Here is a 15,194-nt window from a genome sequence, read left to right on the forward strand (position 1 = left end):
TCCGGCCGGACCGCGTACCGCGAACGGACCGGAGGAAGCGCACCGTGCCCCGCAGCCTGGCCAACGCCCCGATCATGATCCTCAACGGCCCCAATCTGAACCTGCTCGGCCGGCGGCAGCCGGAGATCTACGGCTCCGACACCCTCGCCGACATCGAGGCGATGTGCGCCGAGGCGGCCGCGGCGCACGGCGGCACGGTGGACTTCCGGCAGTCCAACCACGAGGGCGAGCTGGTCGACTGGATCCACGAGGCCCGCCTGAACCACTGCGGGATCGTGATCAACCCGGCCGCCTACTCGCACACGTCCGTCGCGATCCTGGATGCGCTCAACACCTGCGACGGGCTCCCGGTGGTGGAGGTCCACATCTCCAACATCCACAAGCGCGAGGAGTTCCGGCACCACTCCTATGTGTCGCTGCGCGCCGACGGCGTCATCGCGGGCTGCGGGGTCCAGGGGTACGTCTTCGGCGTGGAGCGGATCGCCACCCTCGCGGGGGCCGGGCAGGCCAGGACCTGAGCCGGCGGCCCGGGCTCGATGCTGTGTCGCGGACTCGGCCCCGTGCCACGGTCACGCCCGACTCCGCCTCCCGCCCGACTCTCTGCGGATCCGCCCGGCGGGGACGCCGGCTCACCACCCGCGCGCGTGCCACTCCGGCAGGTGCGGGCGCTCCGCGCCCAGCGTGGTGTCGTTGCCGTGGCCCGGGTAGACCCAGGTCTCGTCCGGGAGGACGTCGAAGATCTTGGTCTCCACGTCGTGGATCAGGCTCGCGAACGCCTTCGGGTCGTCGTGGGTGTTGCCCACCCCGCCCGGGAAGAGACAGTCCCCGGTGAAGACGTGCGGGTGCCCGTGCGGGTCGTCGTAGACCAGGGCGATGGAGCCCGGCGTGTGCCCGACCAGGTGGCGCGCGGTGAGTTCCACGCGCCCCACCCGGACGGTGTCGCCGTCGTCCAGCAGGACGTCGGTCGGCACGGGGATGCCCTCGGCGTCGTCGCGGCCCGCGTGGGTGCGGGCGCCGGTGGCGGCGACCACTTCGGCCAGTGCCTGCCAGTGGTCGCCGTGCCGGTGCGTGGTGACGACGGACGCGATGCCGTCGCCGCCGATCATGCCGAGCAGGGTCTCCGCGTCGGCGGCGGCGTCGACGAGCAGCTGCTCGTCGGTGGCCCGGCAGCGCAGCAGGTAGGCGTTGTTGTTCATCGGGCCGACCGCGATCTTGGTGATCATCAGGTCTGCCAGCTCATGCACGTCGGCGGGCCCGCCCACCGTCACCTCTCCGCTGTACGTCATGGCCGCCAGCCTAGGCCCTGTCGTCCGGGTCCCGCAGGCGCGGGGCCTACAGCGGCGGGAGGGCCGGCAGCGCCCCACCGGTCACGGTCAGCCCGGAGCCGTCGCGCCGGCCGGCGAGCCAGCCGAGCAGGTCGGCGGGTGTGCCCTCGACCGTCACCGGGCCCCCCTCGGCGCCGCCCCCGGTGCTCCACGCGTGCGTGCCGTCCGTGAGCCGGACCGCAGGGACGTCCTTGTGCCCGGCGAAGCGCTCCGCGAGGAACGCGGTCTCCCGTTCCGTGAACTCCGCCGGGAGATCCTCCAGCTCATACCCGACGCCGAGGTCCACGTGGTGCAGCTCGACCTCGACCCACCGGCGGAACGGCACCCGGGACGCCGAGTCGGTGACCCCGTTGCGCAGCTCCACCGTGCGCGACCAGTCGGCCGGCGCGGCCCCGGCCTCCTGGAAGCGGGCACCGCTGTCACGCACGTCGGCGAGGTGCACGTCCAGGGGCCGCGGGGCGTCCCGCTCGATGTCGGCGTCCCGCGCCTCGGCGGAGGCGTACATGGGGCGGCCTTCGAGGACGTTCACGAGCGCGTCCGCGTTGCGGGCGACGTGGGCCAGCACATGGCCGCGGGTCCAGCCCGGCAGCCGTGACGGCTCCGTCACGGCCGCGTTGTCCAGTTTGCCGACCGCGGTGAGCAGCCGGTCGGTCGCGTCGCGTACAGACGCCAGGTCATGAGCGTGATCAATCATGGTGCTGACCCTAGCCGGGGCCACACCTTCGGGTGAAGGTTCCGGACAGCGTCCTCAAATCGAATGCACGTGCTATATGGTCGAGTGCGGCGTCGGGCATGCTGGAGAGCCGGGGTTTGTTGACAACCCGTGAATCCGACCGGCGTTGTCAGTGGCTCCCCCTAGTCTGAGAAGGACGGGGGCCCCGCCCCTGTCGCTTCTCTCAAGAAAGGTGCGGACCGGCGTGGCCGACCGTCTCATCGTCCGTGGCGCGCGCGAGCACAACCTGAAGAACGTGTCGCTCGACCTGCCCCGGGACTCGCTCATCGTCTTCACGGGCCTGTCCGGCTCGGGCAAGTCCTCCCTGGCCTTCGACACGATCTTCGCCGAGGGCCAGCGGCGCTACGTGGAGTCGCTCTCCTCCTACGCCCGGCAGTTCCTCGGCCAGATGGACAAGCCGGACGTCGACTTCATCGAGGGGCTCTCCCCGGCCGTCTCCATCGACCAGAAGTCGACCTCGCGCAACCCGCGCTCCACGGTCGGCACCATCACCGAGGTCTACGACTACCTGCGCCTGCTCTTCGCCCGCATCGGCAAGCCGCACTGCCCCGAGTGCGGCCGGCCGATCTCGCGCCAGTCGCCGCAGGCCATCGTCGACAAGGTGCTGGAGCTGCCCGAGGGCAGCCGCTTCCAGGTGCTGTCCCCGCTGGTGCGCGAGCGCAAGGGCGAGTTCGTCGACCTCTTCGCCGACCTCCAGACCAAGGGCTACTCCCGCGCGCGCGTGGACGGCGAGACCGTCCAGCTCTCCCAGCCGCCCACGCTGAAGAAGCAGGAGAAGCACACCATCGAGGTGGTCGTCGACCGCCTCACGGTGAAGGACTCCGCCAAGCGCCGGCTCACCGACTCCGTGGAGACCGCGCTCGGCCTGTCCGGCGGCATGGTCGTGCTGGACTTCGTCGACCTCCCCGAGGACGACCCCGAGCGCGAGCGGATGTACTCGGAGCACCTCTACTGCCCGTACGACGACCTGTCCTTCGAGGAGCTGGAGCCGCGCTCCTTCTCCTTCAACTCGCCCTTCGGCGCCTGCCCCGACTGCACGGGCATCGGCACGCGCATGGAGGTCGACCCGGAGCTGATCGTCCCCGACCCGGACAAGTCCCTGGACGAGGGCGCCATCCACCCCTGGTCGCACGGCCACACCAAGGACTACTTCGGCCGTCTGATCGGCGCCCTGGCGGACGCCCTCGGCTTCCGCACCGACATCCCCTTCGCCGGGCTGCCGCAGCGTGCCAAGAAGGCCCTGCTGCACGGCCACAAGACCCAGGTCGAGGTCCGCTACCGCAACCGGTACGGCCGCGAGCGCCGCTACACCACGGCCTTCGAGGGCGCCGTCCCGTTCGTCAAGCGCCGGCACAGCGAGGCCGAGAGCGACGCCAGCCGGGAGCGCTTCGAGGGCTACATGCGGGAGGTGCCCTGCCCCAGCTGCGCGGGGACCCGCCTCAAGCCCGTGGTCCTGTCGGTGACGATCATGGGCAGGTCCATCGCCGAGGTCTCCGCCATGTCCATCAGCGACTGCGCGGACTTCCTGGGCGAGCTGAAGCTCACCGCCCGCGACAAGAAGATCGCCGAGCGGGTGCTGAAGGAGGTCAACGAGCGGCTGCGGTTCCTGGTCGACGTCGGCCTGGACTACCTCTCGCTGAACCGCGCGGCCGGCACGCTCTCCGGCGGCGAGGCCCAGCGCATCCGCCTGGCCACCCAGATCGGCTCCGGTCTCGTCGGCGTGCTCTACGTCCTGGACGAGCCCTCCATCGGACTGCACCAGCGCGACAACCACCGGCTAATCGAGACCCTGGTCCGGCTCCGCGACATGGGCAACACGCTCATCGTCGTCGAGCACGACGAGGACACCATCAAGACGGCCGACTGGATCGTCGACATCGGCCCCGGCGCCGGTGAGCACGGCGGCAAGGTGGTGCACAGCGGCTCCCTGAAGGAGCTGCTCGCCAACGCCGAGTCGCAGACCGGCCAGTACCTCGCAGGCAAGAAGGCCATCCCGCTGCCCGACGTCCGGCGCCCGCGCGACCCGTCCCGGCAGCTGACGGTGCACGGCGCCCGCGAGAACAACCTCCAGGACATCGACGTCTCCTTCCCGCTGGGCGTGTTCACGGCCGTCACCGGTGTCTCCGGCTCCGGCAAGTCGACGCTGGTCAACGACATCCTCTACACCCACCTCGCCCGCGAGCTGAACGGTGCCCGCAGCGTTCCGGGACGGCACACGCGCGTGGACGGCGACGACCAGGTCGACAAGGTGGTCCACGTCGACCAGTCGCCCATCGGCCGCACCCCGCGGTCCAACCCGGCGACGTACACCGGTGTCTTCGACCACATCCGCAAGCTGTTCGCCGAGACGACCGAGGCGAAGGTCCGCGGCTACATGCCCGGACGCTTCTCCTTCAACGTCAAGGGCGGACGCTGCGAGAACTGCGCGGGCGACGGCACCATCAAGATCGAGATGAACTTCCTCCCGGACGTCTACGTCCCGTGCGAGGTCTGCCACGGTGCCCGGTACAACCGGGAGACCCTGGAGGTCCACTACAAGGGCAAGTCCATCGCCGACGTCCTGAACATGCCGATCGAGGAGGCCACGGAGTTCTTCGAGGCGGTCCCCGCGATCGCCCGCCACCTGAAGACGCTGAAGGACGTCGGTCTGGGGTACGTCCGGCTCGGCCAGTCGGCGACCACCCTGTCCGGCGGCGAGGCGCAGCGCGTGAAGCTCGCCAGCGAGCTGCAGAAGCGCTCCACCGGCCGCACGGTCTACGTCCTGGACGAGCCGACCACCGGTCTGCACTTCGAGGACATCAGCAAGCTGCTCAGGGTCCTGTCCGGCCTGGTCGACAAGGGCAACACGGTCATCGTCATCGAGCACAACCTCGACGTGATCAAGACCGCCGACTGGATCGTCGACATGGGCCCCGAGGGCGGCGCGGGCGGTGGCCTGGTCGTGGCGGAGGGCACCCCCGAGCAGGTCGCCGCGGTCCCGGCCAGCCACACCGGCAAGTTCCTGCGGGACATCCTGGGCGCCGAGAGGATCAGCGACGCGGCACCGGTCAAGGCCCCCCGCAAGGCGGCGGCCAAGACCGTGGCCGCCAGGACGGCCGCGAAGAAGACGGCCACCAAGAAGGTCGACGGTGCGTCCGCCAGGACGGCCGGGGCCACCAAGGCCGCCGCGAAGAAGACGACACGGACCCGCAAGGCCTGACGCCCGGCACGCCCGGCGGCAGCACGACGCGCCGTGTCCCCCGCAAACGCCGGGGGACACGGCGCCTCCGTATGCGCTGCCGCCTCCGACTGCACATGCCGCGCCCGTATGCGTACGGCGCCCCCGTAGGCGCACACCGCTTCCGTAGGCGCACGCCGTCTCCGTAAGCGCACGGGACGCCCGCCCGCGCACGGCGCGTCCGCCGGCCTGGCGCCCGGATTGCGACGTGGGGCCCCGCTGCGTGGGGCCCCGCGTCGCCGAGCCGGTCGACGAGTCGGCGGTGACGGCCGGAGCCGGGCCCGTCAGCCGGCCATCTCGTGGGCGTACGGCGGCTCCGCGCCCGCGCGGGAGCAGGTGACCGCCGCGGCCCTGGCGGCGAAGCCCAGCAGGTCCGCCCAGCCGTCCGGGCCCAGCGCGGCCAGCGAGTCCTGGTCGAGCGCGTCCCGCGCCGCCAGGCCGTGCAGCAGCGCCGCGTTCACCGTGTCGCCCGCGCCGATCGTGTCGACCACGTCGACCCGCTCGCCCGGCACCGCGTACTCGCCGCCGTCGCGGGTGAACACGGTCAGCCCGTCGCCGCCCCGGGTGACGACGACCGCGGCAGGGCCGGCCGCCAGCCACTCGCGCGGGCCGCCGCCGAGCCACTCGGCGTCCTCGGCGGACAGCTTCAGCAGCGACACCGACGGCAGCCAGCTCTTGAACCGGGCCCGGTAGGCGTCCGGGTCCGCGATCAGCCCGGCCCGGATGTTCGGGTCCAGCGCCGTGAACACCCCCTGGGCCGCCGCGCCGCGCATCAGCTCCTCGTACGCGCTCGCCCCGGGCTCCAGCACCAGGGAGCACGTGCCGAACGACACCGCTCTGGTGCCGGGCGGCAGTGCGGCGGGGGCGCTGAACAGCCGGTCGGCCGTCCCCTCGACGTAGAAGGAGTACGCGGCCGAGCCGTCCGCGCCGACCGTGGCGACGGCGAGCGTGGTCGGCTCGGCACCGCGCTGCACGGGGGTCACGTCCACGCCCGTCTCCCGCAGCCGGTCCAGCAACGCCTCGCCGAAGGCGTCCTCGGACACCCGGGAGCAGAAGGCGACGGGCGAGCCGAGCCGGCCCAGCGCCACGGCCGTGTTGTACGGGCCGCCGCCGAGCGCCGGAGTCAGCGCGGCGAGGGCGCCCGTGCCCTGCGGTACCAGGTCGATCAGTGCCTCACCGGCGACGACGATCATGCGGGGGTTCCTTTCTCGGCCGACTGTTCCGGGCAGCCGCACGAGGTGCGGTGGACGAAGGAGCAGGGCAGGCGCACGGTCCTGGCGGGCCGCTCCGGCTCGGCCAGGCGCTCCAGCAGCACGCGTACGGACCGGGCGCCGATCTCCCTGCTGGGCTGGGCGATCGCCGTGAGCCGGGGTTCGAACAGATCCGCCCAGGCGAAGTCGTCGAAGCAGCACAGGGCGATGTCGCCGGGCACGGACAGACCCTGGTCGCGCAGGGCGCGCAGGGCACCGATGGTCATCGCGTTGTTGGCGGTCACCAGCGCGCTGGGCGGCACCGCCAGGGACAGCAGGTCCCCCGTGGCGCGGGTGCCGCCGGTCGCCTGGGAGTCGCCGTGCACGACCAGCCGTTCGTCGTACGGCAGCCCGGCCGCGGCGAGCCCGTGCCGGTACCCCGTGATCCGCTCCCGCGTGGTGCTGAGCCCGGACCGGCCGGCGACCAGGCCGATCCGCCGGTGGCCGAGCCCGGCGAGGTGGGTGACCAGCCGTGCCGTCGGCTCGGCGCTGTCGGCGCACACCTGGTCGAACCGCGGGGTGCCGTCCTCGGGGGCGTCCACGACGCGGTCCAGGAGCACCGCGGGCACCCGGTGCCTGCCGAGGTAGGCCAGGAGGTCGCGGGGGTCCGGCGAGGGGGCGACGATCATGCCGTCCACCCGGCGTTCGTGGAGCAGCTGGACGACCGTGCGCTCATGGCCCGGGTCGTCGTGCGGATCGGCGATGAGCAGCCCGTAGCCGTGCTCCAGGGCGGCGGCCTCGACGCCCTGGAGGATCTCCGTGAAGTAGGGGTTGCTGATAGCCGAGACGGCGAGCCCGATGGACCGGGTGCGGGCGGTCACCAGGGAGCGGGCGAGGGTGTTGGGGGTGTAGCCGAGTTCGTCCACGGCGTCCAGGACGGCCTGGCGGGTGTGGGGGAGTACCGGCCGGGTGCCGTTCAGCACGTGCGAGACGGTCGCGACGGAGACGCCGGCGCTCCGTGCGACGTCGGCCATGGTCGCCATCGGCCCGCCCCCTCCTCGTTTCGCCGTCGGCGGGGACCGTATCCCATTCGGAGGCGGACGTAAACGCTTGCGCAAGCGTTTACGTCACCCGGCCCCGGTGCCGCCCCGCACGCGACCGCTCGCTATGGTCGGCGTGCACAAGCCCCTGACCTGTGGAGAGCCCCCATGCCCGGCCGCCCCGCCCCGAGCCGTCGTACCGTCCTGCGGGGAGCCGCCGTCGCACCCGTCGCCGGTCTGGGCGCCGCCGCGTGCGCGCCGGGTGAGGGCGCCGAGGGGCCCGGCAGGCTGACCGAGCCCGTGGAGCTGGGCGGCGAGAACGAGGTCGCCCAGGGCGGCGCGAAGCTGTACCGGGACCAGAAGGTGGTGGTCAGCCGGGCCGCGGACGGCTCGCTCAAGGCCTACAGCTCGGTGTGCACGCACGCGGGGTGCCCCATGACCAAGCTGGAGGGGACCAGGCTGACCTGCTTCTGCCACGGCAGCGAGTTCGACGCGACGACCGGCGAGGTGCTGCACGCTCCGGCGACCGTCCCGCTGAAGGAACTGCCGGTCCAGGTGGACAACGGCAGGATCGTCGCCGGCCCGGAGTCCTGACGCCGCCGCCTCAGGCCGCGCGGGTCGCTCCCGGTCCCGGCCGGTGCCGGGCCGCTTCCGCTCCGCGCCCCGGACGCGTCACTCCCAGTCCCAGCCGATCCCCAGGATCCCCGACCTGACCCGGGGCTCCACCAGATGCACCGAGTGGTGCCGCCCGCTGAGCTCCAGCTCCTGACGCCCCCCGCGCGGCGCCGCCGCCGAGTGCTGGGTGAACCGGTGGCAGCGGGCCGGCAGGGCCGCCGCGTCGAAGCGCACCTGGAGCGCGTACTGCCCGCCCGCCGTGTCGAACTCCCGGACGCACTCGCGGGACGCGCCCGCCGTGCCGTCCTCGACGCCGTAGCGGAACAGATGGGTGTCCCCGGCACGCAGCCGGGTGTCGAAGAGCAGCTCGACGACCAGTATCCCGGTCTCGTGATGCCGGCGGACGCGTCCGGTGCGGCAGTTCTCCAGGGCGTGCGCTGCCATCCGGCCGGGCGCGCACCCGGGGTCGCCGTGGTGGACGGCCAGGAAGCGGTCGACGCCGTCCCGGTGGGCGCGGACGATGAGGTGCGACTCCCGGGCGGCCAGTTCGCGGTGCGGCCCGATCCGCACCCGCTCGTGGTGGGCGACGGCGTGCAGCCCGCCGTCCGGCGGATGGTCCAGCTCGGCCAGCAGCCGGTCGAGGACCCCCGACGCCGCCACCCGGGCGCGGTAGGAGCGGTGCGTGGGCCGCTGCTCCGACGGGTGTCCGCCGGCCTCGGCCAGCAGCCGGATCAGCGACTCCTCGGGCAGCTGGAGTATCTCCTCCAGGGCCCGCACGGCCCGCAGCGACTCCGGGCGCTGCGGGCGCCGGGCACCCTGCTGCCAGTAGCTGAGGCTGGTGACACCCACCTTCACCCCGTGCCGGGACAGGTGGTGCTGCACACGCTGCAACGGCAGCCCCCGCGCGGCGATCGCGGCGCGCAGGGCGACGTGGAAGGGGCCACCGCGCAGGGCGGAGTCGAGTTCGGCGGTGGCGACGTCCGCGTGCTGTGTGGCGTGCGGCATGCAGGGGCCTTTCTGTGAATGTTCACGACGGCTGGTCAGACCGTTCGACGCGGAGCCCCGGAGCCGGCCGCCCCCGTCGCGGCGCAGGCGCGTCCGCACGTCCGTGCACCCCGTTCAGGGGCCCCGAGTTCCCCCGCATTGAAGCGTGTTGACCTAGTCCCGACAACACCCTCGACGTGAGCCGGACGCTCGGCTGGCCGAGATCGCACCGGGTGCCCCGCGGGCGGGAGGGCCGGGACCGCGGGGGCGTCGGCCGGATGGCCGGACCGGTGATCCACAGGCCCCGCGGGGCGCTGTCCACAGGCCCGCCGGAGTGTCGGTCCGCGCCAGTAGGGTGTGAGTCATGGCCGACCCCTCCAGCTACCGCCCCAGTCCGGGACAGATCCCGGACACCCCCGGGGTGTACAGGTTCCGGGACGAGCACCGCCGGGTGATCTACGTCGGAAAGGCGAAGAGCCTGCGCCAACGCCTGGCGAACTACTTCCAGGACGTGGCGAACCTGCACCCGCGCACGCGCACCATGGTCACCACGGCCGCGTCCGTGGAGTGGACGGTGGTGTCCACGGAGGTCGAGGCCCTCCAGCTGGAGTACTCCTGGATCAAGGAGTACGACCCCCGGTTCAACGTCAAGTACCGCGACGACAAGAGCTACCCGTACCTCGCGGTGACGATGAACGAGGAGTTCCCCCGCGTCCAGGTGATGCGCGGCCACAAGAAGAAGGGCGTGCGCTATTTCGGGCCGTACGCGCACGCGTGGGCGATCCGCGACACGGTCGACCTGCTGCTGCGCGTCTTCCCGGTCCGCACCTGCTCGGCCGGCGTCTTCAAGAACGCCGCCCGCACCGGCCGCCCGTGCCTCCTCGGCTACATCGGCAAGTGCTCCGCGCCCTGTGTCGAGCGTGTCTCCGCCGAGGAGCACCGGGAGCTGGCCGAGGAGTTCTGCGACTTCATGGCCGGCCGTACGGGCACCTATCTGCGCCGGCTCGAGCGGCAGATGGGCGAGGCCGCCGAGGAGATGGAGTACGAGCGGGCGGCCCGCCTGCGCGACGACATCGGCGCGCTGAAGAAGGCCATGGAGAAGAACGCGGTCGTACTGGCCGACGCCACCGACGCCGACCTGATCGCCGTCGCCGAGGACGAGCTGGAGGCGGCCGTCCAGATCTTTCACGTGCGCGGCGGCCGGGTGCGCGGCCAGCGCGGCTGGGTCACCGACAAGGTGGAGGAGATCACCACCGGCGCCCTCGTCGAGCACGCCCTCCAGCAGCTCTACGGGGAGGAGAGCGGCGACGCCGTCCCCAAGGAGGTGCTGGTCCCGGCACTGCCCGACCCGGTGGAGCCGGTGCAGGAGTGGCTGGCCGGCCGGCGCGGCTCGGGCGTGTCCCTGCGCATTCCGCAGCGCGGCGACAAGAAGGCCCTGATGGAGACGGTGCAGCGCAACGCCCAGCAGGCGCTCGCGCTGCACAAGACCAAGCGCGCCTCCGACCTGACCACCCGCTCGCGCGCCCTGGAGGAGATCGCCGAGGCCCTCGGCCTGGACAGCGCCCCGCTGCGCGTGGAGTGCTACGACATCTCGCACCTCCAGGGCGAGGACGTGGTGGCCTCCATGGTCGTCTTCGAGGACGGACTGGCCCGCAAGAGCGAGTACCGGCGCTTCCAGATCAAGGGATTCGCCGGTCAGGACGATGTCCGATCCATGCACGAGGTGATCACCCGCCGGTTCCGCCGCTACCTCGCCGAGAAGGAGAGGACCGGCGAGTGGTCTCAGGGCCAGGAGCAGGGCAACGGGGAGGTCGTGGAGGCGCTGGACGCCCTCCAGGACGACGACGGCCGCCCGAGGCGCTTCGCCTACCCGCCCCAGCTCGTCGTCGTCGACGGCGGGCAGCCGCAGGTGGCCGCGGCCCAGCGGGCCCTCGACGAGCTGGGCATCGACGACGTGGCGGTGTGCGGCCTGGCCAAGCGGCTGGAGGAGGTCTGGCTGCCCGGCGAGGACGACCCGGTGGTCCTGCCACGCACCAGCGAGGGGCTGTACCTGCTCCAGCGCGTCCGTGACGAGGCCCACCGCTTCGCCATCACCTACCAGCGCAGCAAGCGGGCCAAGCGCTTCCGGTCGAGCCCGCTGGACGACGTGCCGGGACTCGGCGAGACGCGCAAGCAGGCGCTGATCAAACACTTCGGTTCGGTGAAGAAGCTGCGGTCCGCGACCCTCGACCAGATCTGCGAGGTTCCCGGCATAGGCCGCAAGACGGCCGAGACCGTGCTCGCGGCCTTCGCCCGCGCGGCCCCGGCCGCACCCGCCGTGAACACGGCGACCGGAGAGATCATTGAAGACGACGAGGACGGGGCGCCCGAGACGACGGCGGACGCTCCGGGGGAGCCCGTGACCGCGGGATCCCCGGACGAACGACGGGGGCAGGAGAGATGACCGAGCACGACACACACCGCACAGCGGAACCGGCCCGGGCCGACGGCCCGCCCGAGCGCACCCCCGACGACCCCGCCACCGGCGCGGGCGGGCCGGACCGGGCCCGGCCGACGGCCGAAGGCGCGGCGGAGCCGGGACGGACGAGCGGAACGGCAGGTCCGGCCCCCGCCCCGACCGCCTCGGGAGCGGGTGAGGAACCGGGAGACGGACCGGGCGAGGGACACGGCAGCGCCGCCGTGGACGCGCCCGCGCGCGAGACCGGCCCCGGCCGGAGTCAGGACGACGGAGCACAGGTGAGTACGGGCAAGGACAACAACGGCGCCGCCGACGCGGCCATCCCCGAGCTGGTGATCATCTCCGGCATGTCCGGGGCCGGCCGTTCGACGGCCGCGAAGTGCCTGGAGGACCTCGGCTGGTTCGTCGTCGACAACCTGCCGCCCGCCCTGATCCCCACCATGGTGGAACTGGGCGCCCGCTCGCAGGGCAACGTGGCCCGGATCGCGGTCGTCGTCGACGTCCGCGGCCGGCGCTTCTTCGACGCCCTGCGCGAGTCCCTCGCGGACCTCGACGCCCGCGGCGTCACCCGGCGGATCGTCTTCCTGGAGTCCTCCGACGAGGCCCTGGTCCGCCGCTTCGAGTCGGTGCGCCGTCCGCACCCCCTCCAGGGCGACGGCCGCATCGTCGACGGCATCGCCGCCGAGCGGGAGCTGCTGCGCGAGCTGCGCGGCGACGCCGACCTGGTGATCGACACCTCCAGCCTCAACGTCCACGAGCTGCGCGCCAAGATGGACGCCCAGTTCGCCGGCGAGGAGGAGCCCGAGCTGCGGGCCACGGTGATGTCCTTCGGCTTCAAGTACGGCCTCCCGGTCGACGCCGACCTGGTCGTGGACATGCGGTTCCTGCCCAACCCGCACTGGGTGCCGGAGCTGCGCCCCTTCACCGGCCTGAACGAGGAGGTGTCGGCGTACGTCCTCAACCAGCCCGGTGCCAAGGAGTTCCTGGACCGCTACGCCGAGCTGCTCCAGCTCGTTGCCGCGGGCTACCGTCGTGAGGGCAAGCGCTACGTGACCATCGCCGTGGGCTGTACGGGCGGCAAGCACCGTTCGGTGGCCATGTCGGAGAAGCTCGCCGCGCGGCTCGCCGCCGAGGGCGTGGAGACGGTGGTCGTCCACCGGGACATGGGACGGGAATGACCGAACGTACTCCGCGGCTGAGCAGGCTGCGCAGGGTGATGCCCGAGGGGCGCGGCGGCCGGGGCGGCGGTGCCCGCACCGGCCGGTCCGCCGAGGCGCGCGGCGGCCGGCCGCGCCGCCGGGGCACCCAGCCCAAGGTCGTCGCCCTGGGTGGCGGCATGGGCCTGTCCGCCTCGCTCGCCGCGCTGCGCCGGATCACCGGCGACCTCACCGCCGTCGTCACCGTGGCCGACGACGGCGGCTCCAGCGGGCGTCTGCGCGACGAGCTGGGCGTACTGCCGCCCGGTGACCTGCGCAAGGCGCTCGCCGCGCTGTGCGGCGACGACGACTGGGGCCAGACCTGGGCCCGCGTCATCCAGCACCGCTTCCAGTCCAGGGGCGAGATGCACGGCCACGCGGTCGGCAATCTGCTGATCGTCGCCCTCTGGGAGCAGCTCGGCGACCACGTCCAGGCCCTGGACCTGGTCGGCAAGCTGCTCGGCGCGCACGGGCGCGTGCTGCCCATGTCCGCGGTGCCGCTGGAGCTCCAGGCACTGGTCAGGGGGCACGACCCGGAGCGGCCCGAGGAGGTCGACACGGTCCGCGGCCAGGCGACCGTGGCCCTGACGCCGGGGGAGGTGCAGTCCGTGCACCTGGTGCCGGCCGACCCGCCCGCCGTCCCCGAAGCCGTCGAGGCGGTCCTCGACGCGGACTGGGTGGTGCTCGGGCCCGGCTCCTGGTTCTCCTCGGTCATCCCGCACCTGCTGGTCCCCGACCTCCTGGACGCGCTCACCGAGACCAAGGCGCGCCGGGTGCTCTCCCTGAACCTCGCCCCGCAGCCCGGAGAAACCGAGGGCTTCTCCCCGCAGCGTCATTTGGAGGTTTTGGGACGACACGCCCCTAAACTCGCCCTGGACGTGGTGCTGGCCGACGAGGCCGCCGTGCCCGACCGGGACTCGCTGACCGACGCCGCCAAGCGGTTCGGCGCCGCGGTCGAGCTGGCTCCGGTGGCCCGGACCGACGGGACCCCGAGGCACGACCCGGAGCTGCTGGCCGCCGCGTACGACCGTATTTTTCGGATGCATGGAAGGATCGGCCCATGGCGATGACGGCAGCGGTGAAGGACGAGATCTCCCGTCTTCCCGTCACCCGGACCTGCTGCAGAAAGGCGGAGGTCTCGGCCATCCTGCGGTTCGCCGGCGGCCTCCACCTGGTCAGCGGGCGGATCGTGATCGAGGCGGAGCTGGACACCGCGCGGGCGGCCCGCCGGCTCAAGCGGGACGTGCTGGAGATCTTCGGCCACAGCTCCGAGCTGATCGTGATGGCGCCCGGCGGGCTGCGCCGTGGTTCGCGGTTCGTGGTCCGGGTCGTCGCCGGCGGTGACCAGCTCGCCCGGCAGACGGGGCTGGTGGACGGGCGGGGCCGGCCGATCCGGGGCCTGCCTCCCCAGGTGGTGTCGGGCGCCACGTGCGACGCCGAGGCCGCCTGGCGCGGCGCCTTCCTCGCACACGGTTCGCTCACCGAGCCCGGGCGTTCCTCCTCCCTGGAGGTGACCTGCCCCGGTCCCGAGGCCGCGCTCGCCCTGGTCGGCGCCGCCCGCCGGCTGTCGATCGCGGCCAAGGCCCGTGAGGTGCGGGGTGTGGACCGGGTCGTGGTCCGCGACGGCGACGCGATCGGCGCGCTGCTCACCCGGCTCGGTGCGCACGACTCCGTGCTCGCCTGGGAGGAGCGGCGGCTGCGGCGCGAGGTGCGGGCGACCGCCAACCGGCTCGCCAACTTCGACGACGCCAATCTGCGCCGGTCGGCTCGGGCGGCCGTCGCGGCGGGGGCGCGTGTGCAGCGCGCTCTGGAGATCCTCGGCGAGGACGTCCCCGAGCACCTCGCCGCCGCGGGGCGGCTGCGGATGGAGCACAAGCAGGCCTCGCTCGAGGAACTGGGCGCGCTCGCCGACCCGCCGCTGACCAAGGACGCCGTCGCCGGCCGTATCCGCCGGCTGCTGGCCATGGCCGACAAGCGCGCGGCCGACCTCGGTATTCCGGGGACGGAGGCCAACCTCTCCGAGGAGCTGGCGGACAACCTCGCGGGCTGACGGCGCCGGCCGTCCGCCTGAGGGTTCCCGAGCCGACGGTCCGAGGGGGCGCCCGGGTTCCGCCGACCCGGACCGGACGCGGGCCGCCCCGCAGCCGGCCCCGCCCCGCCCGGCGTCACAAGGTGCCGCAGGCGCGGGCTCCGGCCGGCCCCGTGCCTGTCTGCCCGGCGTTGTGGGTGCCGCCGCGCCCACCCGTGCCGCTCTGCGGCACGTCTGCCCGCGGCTGCGGCGATGTGAGGCCTGCGGGTGCGGGCTCCGGCCGTCCCCGGTCGCGGGGGGGGGGGGGGGGGGGGGGGGGGGCGGGGGGGGGGGGGGGGGGGGGGGGGGGGGGGGGGGGGGGGGGGGGGAGCGGGGGGGGGGGGGGGGGGGGGGGGGGGGGCCCCTCG

The 15,194-nt window shown here is 73.3% G+C and carries 12 protein-coding genes; 7 read left to right on the top strand and 5 right to left on the bottom strand.

Annotation, left to right across the window (positions count from 1 at the left end):
* Positions 1 to 44 precede the first annotated feature (44 nt).
* Positions 45 to 518, top strand: coding sequence for a type II 3-dehydroquinate dehydratase (aroQ, locus tag ACZ45Q_RS11050; RefSeq protein ID WP_468258137.1), 474 nt, complete (start codon positions 45 to 47; stop codon positions 516 to 518).
* 111 nt (positions 519 to 629) lie between these two features.
* On the opposite strand, the gene ACZ45Q_RS11055 is transcribed toward aroQ, so the two are convergent.
* Both ACZ45Q_RS11055 and ACZ45Q_RS11060 read right to left on the bottom strand, forming a co-directional pair.
* Positions 630 to 1,286, bottom strand: coding sequence for an MBL fold metallo-hydrolase (locus ACZ45Q_RS11055; protein WP_468258140.1), 657 nt, complete (start codon positions 1,284 to 1,286; stop codon positions 630 to 632).
* Between the two features lie 46 nt (positions 1,287 to 1,332).
* Positions 1,333 to 2,019 (bottom strand): maleylpyruvate isomerase family mycothiol-dependent enzyme, encoded by a 687-nt coding sequence (locus ACZ45Q_RS11060; RefSeq protein WP_468258143.1) that lies wholly within the window; start codon positions 2,017 to 2,019, stop codon positions 1,333 to 1,335.
* 223 nt (positions 2,020 to 2,242) lie between these two features.
* Between ACZ45Q_RS11060 and uvrA the strand changes: the two genes are divergently transcribed.
* A complete protein-coding gene (uvrA, locus tag ACZ45Q_RS11065) occupies positions 2,243 to 5,257 on the top strand; it encodes an excinuclease ABC subunit UvrA (protein WP_468258145.1) in 3,015 nt (1,004 codons plus the stop codon).
* A 302-nt stretch (positions 5,258 to 5,559) separates the two neighbouring features.
* On the opposite strand, the gene ACZ45Q_RS11070 is transcribed toward uvrA, so the two are convergent.
* A complete protein-coding gene (locus tag ACZ45Q_RS11070; RefSeq protein ID WP_468258148.1) occupies positions 5,560 to 6,468 on the bottom strand; it encodes a carbohydrate kinase family protein in 909 nt (302 codons plus the stop codon).
* Complete coding sequence (locus ACZ45Q_RS11075) at positions 6,465 to 7,508, bottom strand: LacI family DNA-binding transcriptional regulator (protein WP_468258151.1); 1,044 nt, start codon at positions 7,506 to 7,508, stop codon at positions 6,465 to 6,467. The genes ACZ45Q_RS11070 and ACZ45Q_RS11075 overlap by 4 nt, the downstream gene beginning before the upstream one ends.
* 165 nt (positions 7,509 to 7,673) lie before the next feature.
* Here ACZ45Q_RS11075 and ACZ45Q_RS11080 point away from each other — a divergent pair, with 165 nt between their 5' ends.
* On the top strand, positions 7,674 to 8,099 hold the full coding sequence (locus tag ACZ45Q_RS11080) for a Rieske (2Fe-2S) protein (protein WP_468258154.1): 426 nt from the start codon (positions 7,674 to 7,676) through the stop codon (positions 8,097 to 8,099).
* Positions 8,100 to 8,177: 78 nt separating this feature from the next.
* On the opposite strand, the gene ACZ45Q_RS11085 is transcribed toward ACZ45Q_RS11080, so the two are convergent.
* Positions 8,178 to 9,125: a hypothetical protein gene (locus ACZ45Q_RS11085; protein WP_468258157.1), complete on the bottom strand. Its 948-nt coding sequence runs from the start codon at positions 9,123 to 9,125 to the stop codon at positions 8,178 to 8,180.
* A gap of 343 nt (positions 9,126 to 9,468) precedes the next feature.
* Between ACZ45Q_RS11085 and uvrC the strand changes: the two genes are divergently transcribed.
* Genes uvrC through whiA form a run of 4 tightly spaced genes read left to right on the top strand, consistent with a single transcriptional unit; the run spans position 9,469 to position 14,808 of the window.
* On the top strand, positions 9,469 to 11,547 hold the full coding sequence (uvrC, locus tag ACZ45Q_RS11090) for an excinuclease ABC subunit UvrC (RefSeq protein ID WP_468258159.1): 2,079 nt from the start codon (positions 9,469 to 9,471) through the stop codon (positions 11,545 to 11,547).
* The gene (gene rapZ, locus ACZ45Q_RS11095; RefSeq protein WP_468258162.1) at positions 11,544 to 12,740 is read left to right on the top strand and encodes an RNase adapter RapZ; all 1,197 of its coding nucleotides are present in this window, start codon (positions 11,544 to 11,546) and stop codon (positions 12,738 to 12,740) included. Before uvrC ends, rapZ begins: the two co-directional genes overlap by 4 nt.
* A complete protein-coding gene (locus ACZ45Q_RS11100; RefSeq protein ID WP_468258164.1) occupies positions 12,737 to 13,828 on the top strand; it encodes a gluconeogenesis factor YvcK family protein in 1,092 nt (363 codons plus the stop codon). The genes rapZ and ACZ45Q_RS11100 overlap by 4 nt, the downstream gene beginning before the upstream one ends.
* Positions 13,819 to 14,808 (top strand): DNA-binding protein WhiA, encoded by a 990-nt coding sequence (gene whiA / locus ACZ45Q_RS11105; protein WP_468258166.1) that lies wholly within the window; start codon positions 13,819 to 13,821, stop codon positions 14,806 to 14,808. Before ACZ45Q_RS11100 ends, whiA begins: the two co-directional genes overlap by 10 nt.
* The last annotated feature ends 386 nt before the right edge of the window (positions 14,809 to 15,194 follow it).

This window comes from Streptomyces sp. NPDC031049 (assembly GCF_055571015.1).